Annotated in this window: 14 protein-coding genes and 3 pseudogenes; 6 read left to right on the top strand and 11 right to left on the bottom strand. The window is 72.5% G+C overall.

Annotated elements, in window-relative coordinates; genetic code table 11:
• Nucleotides 1-134 precede the first annotated feature (134 nt).
• Together ACFWP2_RS16870 and ACFWP2_RS16865 are read right to left on the bottom strand one after the other, a co-directional pair.
• Entirely contained in the window at nt 135-710 is a 576-nt protein-coding gene (locus ACFWP2_RS16870) for an HD family hydrolase (protein WP_380451773.1), read from the bottom strand.
• Entirely contained in the window at nt 707-1897 is a 1191-nt protein-coding gene (locus ACFWP2_RS16865; protein WP_380451771.1) for a helix-turn-helix domain-containing protein, read from the bottom strand. Before ACFWP2_RS16865 ends, ACFWP2_RS16870 begins: the two co-directional genes overlap by 4 nt.
• 409 nt (nt 1898-2306) lie before the next feature.
• On the opposite strand from ACFWP2_RS16865, the gene ACFWP2_RS16860 reads away from it, so the two are divergent.
• Complete coding sequence (locus tag ACFWP2_RS16860; protein ID WP_380451769.1) at nt 2307-2735, top strand: ATP-binding protein; 429 nt, start codon at nt 2307-2309, stop codon at nt 2733-2735.
• 13 nt (nt 2736-2748) lie between these two features.
• Nucleotides 2749-3300, top strand: coding sequence for a hypothetical protein (locus ACFWP2_RS16855; protein WP_380451767.1), 552 nt, complete (start codon nt 2749-2751; stop codon nt 3298-3300).
• A 378-nt stretch (nt 3301-3678) separates the two neighbouring features.
• On the opposite strand, the gene hemC is transcribed toward ACFWP2_RS16855, so the two are convergent.
• Nucleotides 3679-4611: a hydroxymethylbilane synthase gene (gene hemC, locus ACFWP2_RS16850; RefSeq protein ID WP_380451765.1), complete on the bottom strand. Its 933-nt coding sequence runs from the start codon at nt 4609-4611 to the stop codon at nt 3679-3681.
• Nucleotides 4612-5166: 555 nt separating this feature from the next.
• Here hemC and ACFWP2_RS16845 point away from each other — a divergent pair.
• A complete protein-coding gene (locus ACFWP2_RS16845) occupies nt 5167-5697 on the top strand; it encodes an RICIN domain-containing protein (RefSeq protein ID WP_380451763.1) in 531 nt (176 codons plus the stop codon).
• Between the two features lie 57 nt (nt 5698-5754).
• On the opposite strand, the gene ACFWP2_RS16840 is transcribed toward ACFWP2_RS16845, so the two are convergent.
• From ACFWP2_RS16840 to ACFWP2_RS16820, 5 genes and pseudogenes are all read right to left on the bottom strand, one after another.
• Complete coding sequence (locus ACFWP2_RS16840) at nt 5755-6651, bottom strand: aminoglycoside phosphotransferase family protein (protein ID WP_380451761.1); 897 nt, start codon at nt 6649-6651, stop codon at nt 5755-5757.
• 77 nt (nt 6652-6728) lie between these two features.
• Nucleotides 6729-7394 carry an HAD family hydrolase gene (locus ACFWP2_RS16835; protein WP_380451759.1) on the bottom strand — a complete coding sequence of 222 codons (666 nt, stop codon included), beginning with the start codon at nt 7392-7394 and terminating at the stop codon, nt 6729-6731.
• Nucleotides 7395-7450: 56 nt separating this feature from the next.
• Nucleotides 7451-8176 (bottom strand): annotated as a pseudogene (locus ACFWP2_RS16830) (putative Ig domain-containing protein); the annotation flags it as partial.
• Nucleotides 8177-8380: 204 nt separating this feature from the next.
• A pseudogene (locus ACFWP2_RS16825) lies at nt 8381-8998 on the bottom strand (trypsin-like peptidase domain-containing protein); the annotation flags it as partial.
• Nucleotides 8999-9174: 176 nt separating this feature from the next.
• Nucleotides 9175-10086, bottom strand: a complete 912-nt coding sequence (locus tag ACFWP2_RS16820) for a hypothetical protein (RefSeq protein ID WP_380451757.1) — start codon at nt 10084-10086, stop codon at nt 9175-9177.
• 144 nt (nt 10087-10230) lie between these two features.
• Here ACFWP2_RS16820 and ACFWP2_RS16815 point away from each other — a divergent pair, with 144 nt between their 5' ends.
• Together ACFWP2_RS16815 and ACFWP2_RS16810 are read left to right on the top strand one after the other, a co-directional pair.
• A complete protein-coding gene (locus ACFWP2_RS16815) occupies nt 10231-11352 on the top strand; it encodes an alpha/beta hydrolase (RefSeq protein WP_380451755.1) in 1122 nt (373 codons plus the stop codon).
• Nucleotides 11353-11423: 71 nt separating this feature from the next.
• On the top strand, nt 11424-13829 hold the full coding sequence (locus tag ACFWP2_RS16810) for a glycosyltransferase family 39 protein (protein ID WP_380451753.1): 2406 nt from the start codon (nt 11424-11426) through the stop codon (nt 13827-13829).
• A gap of 59 nt (nt 13830-13888) precedes the next feature.
• Here ACFWP2_RS16810 and ACFWP2_RS16805 read toward each other — a convergent pair whose 3' ends face one another.
• From ACFWP2_RS16805 to ACFWP2_RS16795, 3 genes and pseudogenes are all read right to left on the bottom strand, one after another.
• On the bottom strand, nt 13889-15466 hold the full coding sequence (locus ACFWP2_RS16805; RefSeq protein WP_380451751.1) for an alpha/beta hydrolase: 1578 nt from the start codon (nt 15464-15466) through the stop codon (nt 13889-13891).
• A gap of 74 nt (nt 15467-15540) precedes the next feature.
• Nucleotides 15541-16317 carry an HNH endonuclease family protein gene (locus ACFWP2_RS16800; RefSeq protein ID WP_380451749.1) on the bottom strand — a complete coding sequence of 259 codons (777 nt, stop codon included), beginning with the start codon at nt 16315-16317 and terminating at the stop codon, nt 15541-15543.
• A 142-nt stretch (nt 16318-16459) separates the two neighbouring features.
• A pseudogene (locus ACFWP2_RS16795) lies at nt 16460-16597 on the bottom strand (GTP 3',8-cyclase MoaA); the annotation flags it as partial.
• Nucleotides 16598-16713: 116 nt separating this feature from the next.
• Here ACFWP2_RS16795 and ACFWP2_RS16790 point away from each other — a divergent pair.
• Nucleotides 16714-17331, top strand: a complete 618-nt coding sequence (locus ACFWP2_RS16790) for an NTP transferase domain-containing protein (RefSeq protein WP_380451747.1) — start codon at nt 16714-16716, stop codon at nt 17329-17331.
• Nucleotides 17332-17445 lie beyond the last annotated feature (114 nt).

The raw sequence follows: 17445 nt of genomic DNA, 5'->3' as shown, positions 1-17445 counted from the left end.
CCACACACCCCTCTGTGCGCCCCCGGTTGTGGGTTTACGCCCGGCCCCTCCAAACCCTCCCCCCCCCACCTGGGGGGTGGTAGGCCGCCCCCCCCCACTCCCCACGCCGAACACGGCTACGAGTGTCGACAGCGTCATGCGAGGTAGACCTTCTGCCACTCCAGGGACGTCATGGTCAGCGCGGCCTCGGCGAGGGCGTGAGCAGACTCGGTCTTGAGGCTGCCGAGGCTGCTGTCAATCCACGGCTGGACGTTCTGGTAGCCCTGTTCGCGGTACTCCACGGCCTGGATCAGGCACTCCAGCTTGTCCGCGTCGTGAGCGACGGTGACTTCCAGGTTCTCGGCGTTCTCGTACTCCTCGATGAGGGCCTGGAGTCCGGCAACGACGGCCGGGTGAGCGGCGCTGACCTGGTCGGCGGTCACGCGTTCGTTCGAGGCGGCGGTGAGGTAGCGCCGACTGATGTGCGGGATATCGCTGACCCGGGTCTCCTGGGTGTCGTGGAAGAGGCACAGCAAGGCGACCTTCGCCGGGTCGGCACCCTCCATCATCGCGAGCACCGCGCCGATGATGCCCGTCCGGAACGAGTGCTCCGCGATCGACTCGGGGTCCTTGACGCCGGCGATCCACCAGCCCTGGCGCTTCGCCCGCTTGAGCATGCCGGCCTCGAACAGGTAGCTCGCGGTGCCCCTCGCCTGCTTGTCGTCCGTCATGGCCGTCCTTCACTGTTGGATCGGTTGTTGCTGTAACCGCCTACCCGCAGACCGTAGTGCACAGACTCCAGCTCTCGACGGGACTGCCGTGAAAGGCCGTCACCATCAAGAAGGACGCGCACTCGGGCGGCCAGGTCGCGGGCTGTACGGGGGTCCGCGTCGGCCAAGCCGCGTCGATTGAGCATGAGTGCCCAGATCGAATGGACGTACAGGTCGGTGTACTTGCCTGCACGGTCCAGCCGGATGGTGAACTGCCGCAGAAGTGAGGAGGCGTCCCACGCCGGGTATTCCTGCTCGGCCATGAAGTCGTCGCTGGTCTGAGGACGTGAGTCGAGCCCAAGCCAGTGAGCCCAGTAGTTCAGGTTCGCGGTCTCGAAGTCGTCGTTGTCGGTGATCGAGAGGGCGATGAAGTCCCGGAGGAGCTCGGGGTCCCCTTTTCGCGCCAGTGCGGCTGCGACCGACCTCGCTTCGGCCCAGCGGGGCGACCACCCGGAACCGGCTGACGGAATTCGGCCCCTGCGCTGCATCCCGCCAACCCACTCGCCTACATCGCGAGCTCGGTCGTAGGAAGAGAGGTACCAGACCTGTCTCCGGAGTAGGGCGGTTTCCTCTCCGTCGGCCTCCACCAGGTCGGCGGCATGCCGGAGGTTGTCGAAGAAGCGCGAGCGCACGTCCTGTCCGAGGAGCGGCGCAGTGGAGACCGGACCGCGTCGGGCCGCAGGGATGCTCAGCTCGGCGGCCACGACGCCGGGCAGAACCCCGCTGATGGCCCAGCCAATCATGTGCGTGGTGTCCCGAGTGAGCACCCACCCGGCCAGCGGATGTTCCAGAACCTCGGCCTTGGTGGGCCGGGACCGCAGTATCTCGCCGAGGACGAAGTCCGCATCCATGGCGAGGCTGATCAGGTCCACCAGTCCAGTCGGCGCGCCGAGCAGGATCAGCTTGCGTCGCAGCACCACCAGGTTCCCGGCCCGGGTGGAGGAGAGTGGCCGGCGGCCGGACTCCCAGCCTTGAACGGTGCTCTTGTCGATGCCCAGGTCCACGGCCAACTCGTCCTGGGTTCTCGGGATCTGCTCCCGGATCACCTTGAATAGGAAGCCGGCAATCACCCCTTCGTGGACCCGTAGCGCCTCGGACCGACTGCCGGTCAGTGTTTCAGTGCGCTTCGATGGCGTCCGACCAGCCATTCCAGGCCCCCTTGGCGCCTCGACCGTCTCGGCAACTCGTACTGGCAGTCCGTCGAACCTTGGATTCACCGACCGTAACTTCGTGACTACGGCATCACCGGTGTCAGCGGAAGCCTAGTGCCAACTCGGTCTTCTGCGAACAACGATGCTGCCGCCATGCAACCCGCGCGGCTACCTCCCTCAACAGGAAGACCAGCATGTCCACCAGCACCAAGCCCACCACCGACGCCCGGGCCGCGCGCAGATCCGCCAAGGGTCATCTACGGCGGAACGCCCTGGCCGCCGCAGCAGCCGAGTGAGTCAGAGCGCCCCGGCCCTGGTCGGCTGATCAAAAAACCCGACCGGCGGCAGGCCCGGCGCACGTCGCGCTTCCTTCGCATCCCCCGCTCCATCCCTTCGAGGTACCCCCATGCTCACGTCCCGCCGCCCCCGCATGTTCGTCGCGCACCTCGACTCGCGGACCGAATCCACGCCCTTGGCCCGGTACTTGCTCCGCGCATACCTGGCCGGACTGCCCTCCGGCGAGCGCTACCTTGACACCGCCGAGCTGCTCCTCAGCGAGCTCTTCGCCAACGCCGTCCAGCACTCCGACGCCAACGACGACCGGCACATCGAGGTCCGCTTCGCCCTCACCGGCTCCCGGCTGCGCCTCGAAGTCCACGACGCAGGTAGCGGCCGCCCGTCGCTCCGCGCCGCCGCACCCGATGACGAGCACGGCCGCGGCCTCTACCTCGTCAACGAACTCGCCGAACGCTGGGGCCACGACTCCCGCCCGTGCGGCATCGGCAAGTTCGTCTGGGCCCTCGTCGCCCCCGCCCCCATCCTCGCCACCGCCTGAAAGCACAGCCCCCATGCACCTCACCACGCTCGCCCGGCACACCCTCTCCCGTGGTGCCACCCCCGCCGCGACCTATGCCCTCATCGCCCGTCTCGGCCACCAGCCCCTGTCCGTCGCGCGCGCCGTCTGCCTCGCCCTCTCCATCCCCCTCGCCGAGACCGCCCGCCGCCTCGCCGACTGCCACGACGCTCTCCTCGCCAACCCCCGCCCCGACACCGAGAGCGACACCGGCGAACTCCTGGAAGCCCTCGGCGTCTTCGACGTCCCCGCCTCCCTCACCGACACCGAACTCGCCGTCGTCGAGCACTTCCTCGTTGCCATCGACGCCATGGGCGGCATCCGGCCCGGCCACCAACACGGCCTGACCCGCTGGTTCACCACCGGCAACCTCACCGCCGCCTACCTCTCCCTCGCCGCCGCCCGCCCCTTGCCCCGCACCGGCGACCCGGCCCGCTACTGGACCACCCTCGTCACCGCCGGCGAACTCCTCGCGGCCACCCGCCCCTCCGATTGCCGCATCAAATACGCCCTCATCCACTGCCGCGCTCGCGCAACCCGCCCGTAAGCGCAGGAATGGCGGTGAACCGTGCCGTTGCCGCTTCGGCAAGGCCGAAGCGGCAACGGGCTCGGCTGTGGTTGCGGCTGCCCCGGCCATCTGCGGCCGGGGCAGCTGTCTTGACCAGGGCTGCTGGGGTGCCTCATTTTCGGGCGGCCCGGCCAACTTTGGCCGGGCCGCGCATGCGTTGTGTGGAAGGGGTGGGCGGGCGGGCCCGTGTGCCTGCACGCGGGGCCCGCCCTCGGCCTTGACCTGGTTCGCTCATCGTCTGCGCAGGAAGTCGGCCGAGCCGACTTCCTGCGCAGGGAGTGGTGGTGCGGCGAAGTGAGGGCTGTTTGGCGGTGGTTTCGGCGACCCCGGCCAAGTTTGGCCGGGGCCGCCCGTTGCCTAAGCAGCGACGGTGGGCCGGACCTCCGCCAGGATGCCCTCCGCGTCCTGGTCCAGTAGGAGGCCCGCCACTCGAACGCCCAGCTTCTCCGGCTCGCCCAGCGGGCCGGAGAGCCGGGCCTCCACCTGCCGCCTGCCGTCCACGGACGTGACCTGCCCGTACAGGGTCAGCATGTCGCCGTCAGCTTTGCCGAAGGCGCCGACCGGCACCGAGCATCCGCCGTGGAGCGCCGCCAGCATCGCCCGCTCGGCCCGCACCTCCGCGTCGGTCACCGGGTCACCGGAACCGGCCAGGATCTCGCGGGCCGACTCGTTGTCCTCCCGGATCTGGACGCCCAGCGCGCCCTGCCCGGGCGACGGGGGAAACGGCCCGATCGGCAGGATCTCGCTGATCTCCTCGCTGCGGCCGAGCCGCGTGATCCCGGCGGCCGCCAGGATCACGGCGTCCAGTTGCCGCGTCCGGAGCTTGCCGAGTCTGGTCGGGACGTTCCCCCGGATCTCCACTGGCACCAGGTCCGGGCGTACGTGCAGCAGTTGGGCGATCCGGCGCGACGCCGAGGTTCCGATCCTGCCCCCGTACGGGAGTTCGGCCAACGTCGAGCCGCACAGCGCGTCGTGCACATCCGCGCGGGTGGGCGGGGGCAAGAGGATCAGGCCGGGCGGGTTCGTGGTCGGCAGGTCCTTGAGCGAGTGCACGATCACGTCGACCTCGCCGGACACCAGCGCGTTCACCTGGTTCACCGAGAACGCCGAGCCGCCGCCGCGCTCCGAGACGTCCCTCAGGGCCGACCTGCGGTCCTGATCGCCGGCCTCCGTGATCACGCGCTGACGGAAGACCACCCCAGGGAAGCGCTCCCGCAGCGGCACCAGGAACTCCCTGACCTGAGCCCGCGCCAGGTGACTGGCCCGCGACCCCACCACCAGTGTGCTCATAGGCCCAACTCCCAGTAGCTGACAAGGTGTTGACCGCATGCTACTCGCACCGAACACGCCCGGTTTCCGACGTTATGTCGGAAACCGGGAAGGAGTCTTGGGAGTCGCACACCAGCCAGACCATTCGTCTCGCCGAGCCCGCCTGTCCAGCCCCCGCCGAACTCGTTCGGCGGGGACTGGACAACACTGAATCAAGTCCGGCCCACTCCAATGGGAGTACTTCTCCTCCTGGTTCTGCGCAGGAAGTCGGCCAGGCCGACTTCCTGCGCAGGGAGTGGTCGTGTCCGTTGCCGCTTCGGTGCAGGCCGAAGCGGCAACGGATGGCAGGGCCGCCTGAATGGGCTCAGCTGTGGCCTCGGCGGCGCGTACGGGCTGCCACCCAGCGACTTCCGCCACCGTGCCGCCGCGACGGCCGGCGGTGGACGCTGAGCGAAGCCGGAGTGGACTGCCTGCTAACGACAACACCCTTGGTGGAGCGGCAAGCTGATGATGCGTCACCACGGGGATTCAAGTGATGGACGCGAACCCACCAGCACCCTCGAAGGGGGACCATCCATGTCCAGCAACGGACTCCGCAGCACCCGGCGCTCCGCCGCCGCCGTCGGCCTCGCCACCCTCACGCTCACCCTCACCGGCCTCGGCGCCGGCCAGGCCTTCGCCGACTCGCACGCCGGCCTCACCGGAACGATCGAGATCAAGAACGACAACGGCAAGTGCCTGGAGATCACCAGCTCCTCCACCGCGAACGGCGCCAGGGCCCAGCAGTGGGACTGCAAGGGCCAGGCCGGCTCGAAGTGGCAGTGGCGGTCCGTGGGCAACGGCTACTGGAACCTCGTGAACGCCAACAGCGGCAAGTGCCTGGAGATCCAGAGCTCCTCCACCTCGAACGGCGCCGAGGCCCAGCAGTGGTCGTGCAACGGCCAGGACGGCGCGAAGTGGTGGGTGGTGCAGGAACGGACGAACCGGTGGACGATCCGGAACCACAGCGGCAAGGTCCTGGAGATCACCAGCTCCTCCGACACCAACGGGGCCAACGCCCAGCAGTGGGAGTACAAGGGCCAGTCCGGCGCGCTCTGGTCCTGGTAGCGCGCCGCCGGCCGCTCCCCGCCCGTCGCCTCGCGGGCGGGGAGCGGCCCCGCCCGCCTACGCGTGGTCGGCGAGGACCTCGGCGATGACGTGGCGGGCGATGGCGGTCATCCTCGGGTCGCTGTCCCGGTAGTAGGCCACCTCCAGCAGGGCGATGGACAGGGCCCAGCCGCGGGCTCGGGCCCACGTCGCGCCGGCGGCGCCGACGGCCGCACGGAAGGTGGTGCGGGCGGGGGCCGGCAGGACGTACCAGGCGGTGATCAGGTCGACGGCCGGTTCGCCCAGGCCCGCGCAGCCGAAGTCGATGACGGCGCTCAGCCGGCCGGCCGGGGAGACCAGCAGGTTGCCGGGCTGGAGGTCGCCGTGGATCCAGACCGGGGGGCCGGCGGGGGCGGGGGCGCTCAGGGCGTGCTCCCAGGCGGCGGTCGCGGCGGTGGCGTCGACCAGGTCCGGCACGGCCGCGATCGCCTTCCTGGTCCCGGCGTCGCGCGACGCCAGCGACTCGCTGCGGTAGGCGGCGGGGGCGCCGGTCGGGTCGATCCCGCGCATCGCGGTCACGAAGTCCGCCAAGTCCCGGGCCAGCAGACCGGGTTCGGCGATCCGCCCGGCGTCCGGGGTGGCGCCGTCGAGCCAGCGCAGCACCGACCAGGGCCAGGGGCAGCCGTCGACCGGTCCGCCCACAGCCAGCGGGACCGGCACCGGGACCGGCAGCCGCGGGGCCAGGCGCCGCAGCCAGACGTCCTCCTTGGCGATCTCCTCGACCACCCCGGGGATCCGCGGGATGCGCACCACCAGCTCCGCCCCGAGCCGGTACATCGCGTTGCTGGTCCCGGCCGGTTCCACCGGCGAGACGGGCAGCCCGGCCCACTGCGGGAAGCGCTCGGCGACCATCCGGCGCACCAGCGCCTCGTCGATGTCCAGCTCGTCGGGGTGCAGCTTGCGGGAGGCGGCCATGGTGCCCGACCCTGCCACCCGCGGACCGGGCCCGGCAACCGAATTGGCGCCGGGCCGGCCGCCTGGAGGGCGAGCCACTACCCCCGGGCGACCGCGCCCGCGGCGATCAGCCCGGGCAGGTCCCGCATGTCGTCGAAGACGACGGTGCCCGGCCCGGCCAGCCGCTCCGCGGCCGTGACGCCGCCCGCGTAGCCGAGCGCGCGCATCCCGGCGGCGCGGGCGGCCTCGACGCCGGGCCGGCTGTCCTCGACCACCACGCAGGCGGCCGGGTCGACGCCCATCGAGCGCGCGGCGTGCAGGAAGAGATCGGGCGCGGGCTTGCCGCGTCCGACCTCGGTGGCGCTGAAGATCCGCCCGGCGAAGCGGTCGTGGAGGCCGGTGCGGCCCAGGGTGTGGCGCATCTTCTCGTGCGTGCCGCTGGAGGCCACGCAGGTGGGCAGGGTGATCGCGGCCAGCGCCTCCGGCAGGCCGTCCACCGGGGTCAGTCCGGCGTCGACCGCCTCGGCGTGCAGTTCGACGAAGCGCTTGCTCCACACCGCCGCCGTCTCGCCGCCCAGCCGTTCGGTGACCGTCGCCCGGTTCGCGGCCTCCGACCGCCCGACGAAGCGCTCGATCGCCTCCGCCTCGGTCAGCGGCCAGCCGTACTCCTCCCCCAGCCGCACCAGCACCCGGACGGCGATCACCTCGCTGTCCACCAGGACGCCGTCGCAGTCGAAAATCACCAGCTCAATGGGCTTGATCATCCGGCCAGCATAGGCCGGTGACCGCCGAACCGGTCACCGGCCCATGGACGTTGGCGTCAGCTGGTCTGGACGGAGGTGTCGTCGATCACGAAGCTGGTCTGGAGCGAGGCGTCCTCGGTCGCGGCGAACTTCACGGTGACCGTCTGGCCCGCGTAGGCCGACAGGTCGAAGGTGCGCTGCTGGTAGCCAGCCGCGGCGTCCACGTTGGAGTAGGTCTTCAGCGTGGTGCCGTTGACCGACACGGTCAGCTTGTCGTACGCGGTGCTGCCCGACTCCGCGGTGTCGATGTGCAGCCAGAAGCTCAGCGTCGCCTTGCAGCCCGCCGGGACGTTCACCGTCTGGGACAGCGAGTCCGAGTGGGTGGAGCCGTAGCCGTTCATCCACGCCTTCCAGGAGCCGCCGTGGGCGGCCTGGGAGGCGCTGCTGTCGACCACGCCGCTGGACGCGGTCCACGGGGTGGCGGTGCCGGTCTCGAAGCCGGCGTTGCCCAGCAGCTGGGCCGGGGTGCAGCTGCCACCACCGGTGGCGACCGCCCAGGTGAAGGAGGTGGAGGCCGACTTGCCCGCGGCGTCCGTCACGGTGACCGTCACGTTGGAGCTGCCCGCGGTGGAGACGGTGCCCGCGATGACGCCGGTGGAGGAGTTGATCGACAGCCCGGCGGGCAGGCCGGTCGCGGCATAGGACAGCGGGGCGGTGCCACCGGAGGCGCTGATCTGGAGGTTGACCGCGCCGCCGACGGTGGTCGACTGGTTGCCCGGGTTGGTGACGGTGACGGCACCGCTGCCGGCCGGCTTGGTGAGCAGGCAGCCGGAGACGTTGAGGTCGATGGCCCGGGCGGAGTTCAGGCAGGTGGTGAACCAGTACGTCTGCTCACCGTAGCTCTGGCCCTTGAAGGCCTTGGTGGTGCCGTCGGCGGCCACCTCGCACGGGTTGTTGAGGGTGCACATGGCGCCGTCGTCGTTGCCGGTGTTGTTGATGCCGATGATCCGCCCGCTGGAGGTCTCGACGATCGGCGAACCGGAGGTGCCGTGCGTGGTGTTGCAGCCGGAGCTGTAGCGCAGCGAGTCGTGCCAGCTCCACTCGTCCTCGCGCAGGGTCGGCACGAAGCCGTTGACGGAGCAGTTCCAGACCTGCTTCCAGTACGACGAGGGTATGAACATCGACGCACCGTCGGTCGGGTGCGAGTCGCTGATGGTCAGCGCGGTGACGCCGTACTTGGAGCTGATCGACCCGAAGGTGTCGGTGAGTTGGTAGAGCGCGACGTCGGTGCCGGTCATCGTCGCGTACAGCAGCTTGTCGGCCTGGACGGTGCCCAGTCCGGTGCCCGCGCCGTTCAGCAGGGTGCCGCTGCGGCTGGCGGTGGCGTTCTGGATGACCTGGCCGGCCGGGGGCATGGTCGGCAGGCAGTGCCCGTTGGTGAGCATCATCGCGCGGTCGCCGTCCACGGAGGTGGGGTAACGGACGAGCGAGGCCGAGCAGTTGCTCAGGGCGATGGTGGCGTTCAGGTCGGCCGCCTGGACGGCCTGAGCGGGGGCGGCGGCGAAGGCCAGCCCGCCCGCGACGACGGCACTCGTACCGGCCACCGCGACAAGTCTCTTGAACATGGCTCTCCTTGTGGGGGATCGCGGGGCGTACGACTGGTCGCCGAGGCCCGCGCCGCTCGAAAGTGCCATGGTCACTTCAAGGAGGTCAACCGTTGTGACCGAACTCGCCACTGACCGGGCCGGGTCGTGCCACCCGAGGGCAACGACCCGTCCCGGTATGCCCGTTACGGCCGGGGCTACGGCTGCGGGGCGGTCCCGGCGGTCAGCCAGGTACTAGCGCCACGCTTGCCGTCCTCCGCACGGGCCTTGAAAGTCCAGGTCGTCCCAGATGGCTCGAACTCGAATACGTCCCCCACCTTGGCGAACCGGCAGTCCTGGGTGAATTGCTTCGCCTCGGAGTCCCAATCCACCCCAGTCGTGTAGTGGAAGGAGTACGAACCCGTCTTGATGCCGTCGATGCCGGCCTTCTGCCCCTTGACCACGTACACCGAGGCCACGGACTGCCCGTCCTGGACGACCGAGACGACGACGTCCGTCGCACCGTTGTTGTCGAAGACCAGCTCCCCCTTGCCGTGGTTCCCGCCGTCGCGGACCAGGGTGCCGTTCTCCAGGGCCCGCGGCTGGGGCTGCGGCTTGGGCAGCTGCGGAACGGCGAACGCGACCTGCTGGCCGGCCGCCGCCAGCTTGGCGATCGCGGCGGGGACGGCCACCACCCCCTGGCCGCCGCCGAGCCGAGCCTGGACGACACCGGCGGTGCAGTACTTCTTGAGGTTGAGGTCGGTGCGGATCGTCAGCGCCTCGGAGGAGAGCGTGTTCAGGCCTGCCACCAGCTCGGTGCGCGCCGTGTCGGCCCCGCCCGGTGCGGCGGCGGCCGTCAGGCTCCGGACGGCACGGTCGGCGCTGGACTCGGTCATGGCGAGCGCGGTCTCGACGTCCTTCATGGTCGTCGCCGCGGCCACCTTCGCCAGCCCGGCGCCGACCGGCTCCAGGGACTGGGCGAGCGTCGTGCCGAACGGCGTCGCCGAGGCGCTCGGCAGGGCCGTCGCCGAAGCGCTCGGCGCCGCCGTCCCGCCGCCCCCGCCGCCCGAGCAGGCCGCCAACACCAGTACCCCGCCGAACGCCAAACCGGCCCTACCCGTGAACTTCATGACCCCACCCCGAGACAACGACAGTTCGCACACGCGACCGCACATCGTGCCGATCAGGCAATGGCCCGGTCAAGCGATGACCCGGTGATCGCCAACCCAGGGCCCGTCCGGGGGGCTCCCAGGAGGTCAACTACGATCGGGCTCGTGCTCAGTCTCACCGGACTCCCGCTCCAGATCATCGCCTCCGTCCTCGCGATAGCCGTCTTCGCCGCCACCATGTGGCTCTGGCCGCGGTTCGGTGGGAAGGGCTGGAAGGCGTGGCTGGGCCGGATCGGCGCGTTCCTCGCCACCCAGGTGTCGGTCCTGGCCGCGATGGGTCTGATCGCCAACAGCTACTTCGGCTTCTACAGCTCCTGGACCGACCTGCTCGGCACCAGCGGCGGGCTCGGCACGGTGGTCGACCACCAGCCCAACGCCTCCGGGGTGGCCGTCACCGGCGAGCAGAAGTTCTACTCCGCCCAGGGCTCGGACCCGGAGCGCTCCGGCCTGATCCAGAAGGTCGACGTCAGAGGAGCCGGCAGCGGTCTGAGCACCGAGGCGTACGTCTACCTGCCGCCGCAGTACTTCCAGCCGGAGTACGCCAAGCAGCGCTTCCCGATGGCCCTGGTGCTCACCGGCTACCCGGGCACCCCGGAGAAGCTGATCTCGCTGATGCAGTACCCGGCGTCCACGCTGAACGCGATCGAGCAGAAGAAGCTGCCGCCGACCGTCCTGGTGATGACCCGCCCGACCCTGGTCGGCGACCGGGACACCGAGTGCGTGGACGTGCCCAACGGCCCCCAGGTGGAGACCTTCTTCACCACCGACCTGCCCAAGGCCCTCGCCACCAGCTACCGGATCGGCACCGACCCGGCCAACCGGGCGGTGATCGGCAACTCCACCGGCGGCTACTGCGCGCTCAAGTTCGCGATGCGCAAGCCCGACTCCTACCGCGCGGCGGTCGCCCTCTCCGGCTACTACAGCGCCGCCCACGACCCGACCACCGGCGACCTGTTCGGCGGCAACGACCGGCTGAAGCAGGAGAACGACCTGCTGTGGCGGCTGAAGAACCAGCCGCCGGCCCCGGTCTCGCTGCTGCTGACCACCGCGTACGACGAGAACAACTACGACGAGACCAAGGCCATGCTCGCCGCCTTCAAGGCCCCGACCACGATGTCCACCATCACCCTGGACACCGCCGGCCACAACTTCCACACCTGGACCCGGGAGATCCCCCCGGCCCTGGAGTGGCTGGGTCGGCACATCACCATGCCGCCATCCGCCTGACGTTCCGGATCACACGCGTCTCACAGCCCCGTCTCACGGTTCTCTCAGCCGCGCCACTCACCGTATGGCGCATGACCACGAGCAGCTACTCCCCTCCGGCCGGCGAACCGTGGCCGGAGGCCGCGAACTTCCCGCCGCCGGAGGTGCCGCGACCGGAGCCGGCACCGCTCTTCCCCGAGCAGCCCCCGCCGCCCACCGGCCCCAAGGGTCCGGCCTCCTGGTCCGGCCGGCTGCGCACCCTCCCGGCCCGCGCCTGGCGCGGGCGCGCGGACGACCCGCGCTGGGTGCGCCCGGCCCTGCTGGCGCTGCTGGCCGCGACCACCGTCCTCTACCTGTGGGGCCTGAGCGCCTCCGGCTGGGCGAACTCCTTCTACTCGGCCGCCGTGCAGGCCGGCTCGCAGAGCTGGAAGGCCTTCTTCTTCGGCTCCTCGGACGCGGCGAACTTCATCACCGTCGACAAGCCCCCGGCCGCGCTGTGGCCGATGGCGCTCTCGGCGCGGATCTTCGGCCTCTCCTCCTGGTCGGTGCTGGTCCCGCAGGCGCTGATGGGAGCGGCCACCGTCGGCGTGCTGTACGCGACGGTGCGCCGCCGCTCCTCCCCGCTCGGCGCCCTGCTGGCGGGCGCCGCGCTGGCCCTCACCCCGGTCGCGGCGCTGATGTTCCGCTTCAACAACCCGGACGCGCTGCTGGTGCTGCTGCTCACGCTGGCCGCGTACGGGCTGCTGCGGGCGGTCGAGGCGGCGGGCACCCGGTGGCTGGTGTTCACCGGGGTGATGTTCGGCCTCGCCTTCCTCACCAAGACCCTGCAGGCCTTCCTCGTGCTGCCCGCCTTCGCGGTGGTCTACCTGGCCGTCGCGCCCACCGGCCTCGGGCGGCGGGTGCGGCAGCTGCTGCTCGCGGGCGCGGCGATGGTCGTGGCCGGCGGCTGGTGGGTCGCGATCGTCGAGCTGCTGCCCGCCTCGGCCCGCCCGTACGTCGGCGGTTCGCAGGACAACAGCTTCCTCTCGCTCACCTTCGGCTACAACGGCCTCGGCCGGATCAACGGCAACGAGACCGGCAGCGTGGGCGGCGGCGCCCGCATGCCCGCCGGGCTCGACCTGCCCGGCGGCGCGATGCCCGGCGGCGCACCCGGCGGCGGCCGCGGCTGGGGCGAGACCGGGCTGACCCGGATGTTCGGCACCGACATCGGCGGCCAGATCGCCTGGCTGCTGCCGGCCGCGCTGATCCTGCTGGTGGCCGCCCTCTGGGCGACCCGCCGCTACGCCCGCACCGACACCGCCCGCGCGGCCTTCCTGCTCTGGGGCGGCTGGCTGCTCTCCACCGCGCTGATCTTCAGCTTCATGTCCGGGATCTTCCACCAGTACTACACGGTGGCGCTGGCCCCGGCCGTCGCGGCGCTGGTCGGCATGGGCGTGGACGGCCTGTGGCGGGCGCGGCACCGGCTGCCCTGGGCGCTGGTGCTGGCCGGGACGCTCGCGGTGACGGCGGTCTGGGCGTTCGTGCTGCTCGGCCGCAGCCCGGAGTTCGTGCCGTGGCTGCGCTGGGCGGTGCTGGTCGGCGGACTGCTCGCGGCGGCCGCGCTGGCCGCCGGGCCCCTGGTCGCCGGGCCCCCGGCCGTCGGCGCGACGGCCGTCGGCGCGACGGCTGCCGGGGCGACGGGTACCGGGGCAACGAGTATCGGGGCGACGGCCGGACGGCTCTCCGGCCGGACCGGCGCGCGGATCGCCTCGGTGGCGGGCCTGATGGGCCTGGCGGCGGCGCTCGGCGGTCCGGCCGCGTACGCGGTGGAGACCGTGAACACCCCGCACACCGGCTCGATCGTGACCGCCGGGCCCGGCGTGGAGGGCGGATTCGGGCCGGGCGGCATGGGGCGCAAGGGCGGCAAGGGCTTCCCGGGCGGTGGCAACGGCCGCTGGTCCGGTGCGGGCCAGAACGGCCAGGACGGCCAGGCGGGCCGGGAGGGCCGGGACGGTCAGGGCGGTCGGCAGAGCTTCCCGGGCGGAGCGTTCCCCGGCGGGGCGCTCCCGGGCGGCCAGGGCTTCCCCGGCGGCGCCACCGCCGGCGGCCCGCCGCCCGGCGGCATGGGCGGCCTGCTCGACGGCCCCAAGGTGACCGGCGAGGTCGCCGCCATGCTCGAGGAGAACGCCGACCACTACACCTGGGCGGCCGCCACGATCGGCTCGCAGACCGCCGCCGGCTACCAACTCGCCACCGGCGAACCGGTGATGGCCCTCGGCGGCTTCAACGGCACCGACCCCTCGCTGACCCTGGCCGGCTTCCGGACGTACGTCCAGGAGGGCAAGGTGCACTGGTTCATCGGCGCCGGCGGCTCCCGCCGCGGCTTCGGCGGCACGAGCGGCGGCGAAGGCGGGCAGCAGAGCGAGTCCGCTCAGATCGAGTCCTGGGTGAGCACCCACTTCACCGCGAAGACCATCGGCTCGACCAGCTTCTACGACCTGACGGCCCCCACCTCCTGACCGTCGGCCCCGAAGGGGGGCGTGCCGCGTTCGCGCGGCACGCCCCCCTTCCGTCGTGCTCAGTCGGTCGCGCAGTACGTGCCCGCCGCCGGCAGCCGGCCCTCCACCAGGTAGGCGGCCACCGCGTCCCGGACGCAGCCGCTCCGGTCGTAGGCCATGTGCCCGTCGCCCTCCCGGGTGAGCAGCACGCCGTGCTCCAGCCCCGCGGCGAGCCGCTGCGCCCAGGCGTACGGGGTGACCGGGTCGCCGGTGGAGCCGATCACCAGGACCGGCGCGCTGCCCGGTGCCCGGACGGGCTGCGGCGACTCGGGCGAGCGGTACGGCCAGGCACGGCAGTCCGGGACGAGCAGGGTGCCCACCGGGTCGTGCCCGCTGGTCAGCGGGGCGCGGGCGGTGAGTTCGGCGAGGGCCGGGCGCAGTTCCGCCTCGGTGGGCGGCGGCGGGCCGTCCGCGCAGGAGATGGCGGCGAAGGCGTCGGCCACGGTCCGGTAGCGGCCGTCCTCGCCGCGGCCGTTGACGCTGTCGGCGAGGGCGAGCAGGCCCTCGCCCTCGCCCCGGGTGACGGCCGGTTCGAGGGCCTCGCGCACCCCGGACCAGGACGGGTGGCCGTCGGCGAGCGCGTTCAGGACGGCGCCCCAGCCGAGCGCGGCGGTGAGCGTACGGCCGTCGGCGGTGCGCAGCGGTTGGTCGCGCAGGCCGTCGAGGAAGCGGGCCAGGCGCCGCGGGGCGGCGGCCGGGTCAGGGCCGAACGGGCAGGACGTCCCGTCCTCGGTGGCGCAGTCGGCGGCGAAGGCCCGGAACCCGTCCTCGGCGGCGGCGGCCTGTTCGACGCCGAGCTGCGCGGTGGGGACGCTGTGGTCGACGGCGCCGTCGAGGACGAACCGGCCGGTGCGGCCGGGGAACTCCTCGGCGTAGCGGGCGCCGAGGTGGGTGCCGTAGGAGAAGCCGAGGAAGTCCAGCCGGCGTTCGCCGAGGGCGCCGCGCAGCACGTCGAGGTCGCGGGCGGTGTCGCGGGTGCCGACGTGCGGGAGCAGGTCGGCGTGCCGGGCGCGGCAGGCCTCGGCGAGGACCTCGCCGCGGTCGTAGGCCGGGTCGTCGGTGGTGTCCCACTCGTCGCGGCTGCGGTCGTCCAGACAGTTGACGGGGATGGTGTCGCCGGCGCCGCGCGGGTCGAAGCCGACCAGGTCGTACCGGTCGCGCAGCGGCCCCTGGTAGTTCTTCCAACCCCAACGCACCATGCTGACACCGGAGTTGCCGGGGCCTCCGGGGTTGAGCAGCAGGGCGCCGAGCCGGTTCTCGCGGTCGGCTGCGGGCACTTCGGCGAGGGCGACGTCGACGGTGCGGCCGCCCGGGTCGGCGTAGTCCAGCGGCACCTTGAGGGTGGCGCACCGCACGACGGCCGTGTCCGGGTCGGTGCCGTCGCCGCCGGGGCAGGGCTGCCAGTCGATCCGCTGGTCGTAGAGCGCGCGCAGGGCGGGCGTCGCGGTGGCGGCGACCCGCTCGTCCAGCGGCGGCCGGGCGGTTGTCCGGGCGGCGCCGCCCGTACAGCCGCCCGACAGGGCGAGGGCGAGCACGACGGCGAGGACGGGCACGGCGCGCCCGGACGAGCGCGGGAACCGGGAGGTGATCGGGGACACCGCCCACGAATACCATCCGGCCCGCGTCCGGGGCACATCGCACCCGTCCCGCGCCGCTCGGGGTCGACGATCCGTCAGCCGTCGCACTGCTGGAGCATGGCCTTCTTGTCGGCCTCGGTGACGGGCAGCTGGTACTTCAGCGAGACCTGGGCGAAGCGCACCGCGTAGGAGCAGCGGATCTCGGTGTTGGCGGGCAGCCAGGTGGCCGGGCCGGAGTCGCCCTTGGAGGCGTTCTGCGAGCCGTCGGCGGGGACCAGGTTGAGCGGGTCGTTGGCGATCTGGACGCGCTTGGCCTTGTCCCACTTGGCGGCGCCCATCTGCCAGTCGTAGGAGAGCGGCATCACGTGGTCGATCTGGATCTTGGAGGCCTGCTGCTTGGTCCACTGGACGCTCTTGCCGGTGTACGGGTCCCAGATGGTCATCGCGGTGACCGTGCAGTCCGAGCCGTCCTTGTGCTCGACGGCGGTGCCGTCGCGGGCGAGCAGGTCGTTGCGGGTGTCGCACTTGTTGCCGCCGAACGGGACGCCGTCGACGCTGTCCGTCCAGGCGGGGCCGAACTCGTTGCGGTCGTAGCCGTCCTTGCTGCCGACGGCGGCGGTGGCGACCTTGGCGATGACGTCCCGGCCGGCCTTCCGGTCCTCGGGGGTGGTCAGCGGCGCCAGGCCGGGCTTGGTGCCGTCCGGGTTCTGCAGCGGGCTGGTGCCCGTGCCCCCGGCGGGGGCGGCGGTGCCGCCGTCGGCCTTGGGAGTGGTCGACTTGTGGTCGCGGCCGCCGACCAGCCAGCCGACCAGCGCGAGCGCGCATATCAGGAACACGGTGGCGGCGGACAGCGTGGAGCGGCGGGCGGGCACGGAGAACTCCCGAGGTCAGGGGCGGGTTGACGGCGAACCAGCAGACCAGCCGCCCCAGGGCAGGTCAAGGCGACGCCACGCGATGGCGCGGGAGCATGTCGAAGCTCACACCCGCTCGGACCGCCCTCCCCGGGCGGAGCGTTCAGCCGCCGATGGCGGACATCGGACGGTCGGGCCGGACGAACCGGGCGCTGCCGATGGCGTGTCCGGGCCCCTTGCCCGCCACCGCCGCCCGCCAGGCCGCCTCGATCGCCGCATCGTCCGCCCCGCCGCGCAGCAGGTACGGGGGGCCGGGGCGGCCAGCGGCCGAACCGCCGGGCCGCGGCCGCCACGCTCGGGCCGCCGTTGTGGCTTCCCACAATGCGCGCCCCGGCCCCGACCGGGCAGGCTGGCCCCATGCAGACCACACCGACACCCGTCGGACCGGGCCCGGTCGCCGCCCTGGTCCTCGCCGCCGGGGGCGGGCGGCGCCTCGGCGGGCGCCCCAAGGCGCTGCTCCGGTACGGGGGCCGGCCGCTGGTGGAGCACGCGGTGGCGGTGGTCCGGGCCGGTGGCTGTGCGGACGTCACGGTGGTGCTGGGCGCGGAGGAGGAGCGGGTGCGGGCCACCGCGCACCTGCCGGGCTGCCGGCTGGTCGGCAATCCGGACTGGGCGCAGGGCATGGGCACCTCGCTGCGGGCCGGCCTGGCCGCGCTGCCGCCGGACGCCGCGGCGGTGCTGGTGATGCTGGTGGACACCCCGGGCGTCACCCCGGCCGCGGTGGCCCGGCTGCTGGCGGCCCACCGGGCGGGCGCCGAACTGGCCGCGGCGGCGTACGGCGGGCGGCGCGGGCACCCGGTGCTGATCGGTGCCCGGCACTTCGCCGAGGCGGCGGCGGGCGCGCGCGGCGACGCCGGAGCCCGCGCCCTGCTGGCGGCGCGCGCGGCGGAGCTCGTCCTGGTCGAGTGCGCCGACGTCGCCGCCCCGGACGACCTCGACACCCCCGCCGACCTGGCCCGCTGGTCCGCCGGGTGAACATCCGGGTCCGGCCCGCCGAACATCCCCCTCGCGGAGGATTCCGCCCCTACCCGAGCGGGCATGATTCCCTGATCCGTCCCTGAGGATTGCCTCATTCCGCGCCCGGCGCCG

This window comes from Kitasatospora sp. NPDC058444 (assembly GCF_042721415.1).
Taxonomy (GTDB): Bacteria; Actinomycetota; Actinomycetes; order Streptomycetales; family Streptomycetaceae; genus Kitasatospora.
The sequence above is the reverse complement of the archived record's forward strand: the minus strand, read 5'-3'. Positions and strand labels throughout refer to the sequence as shown.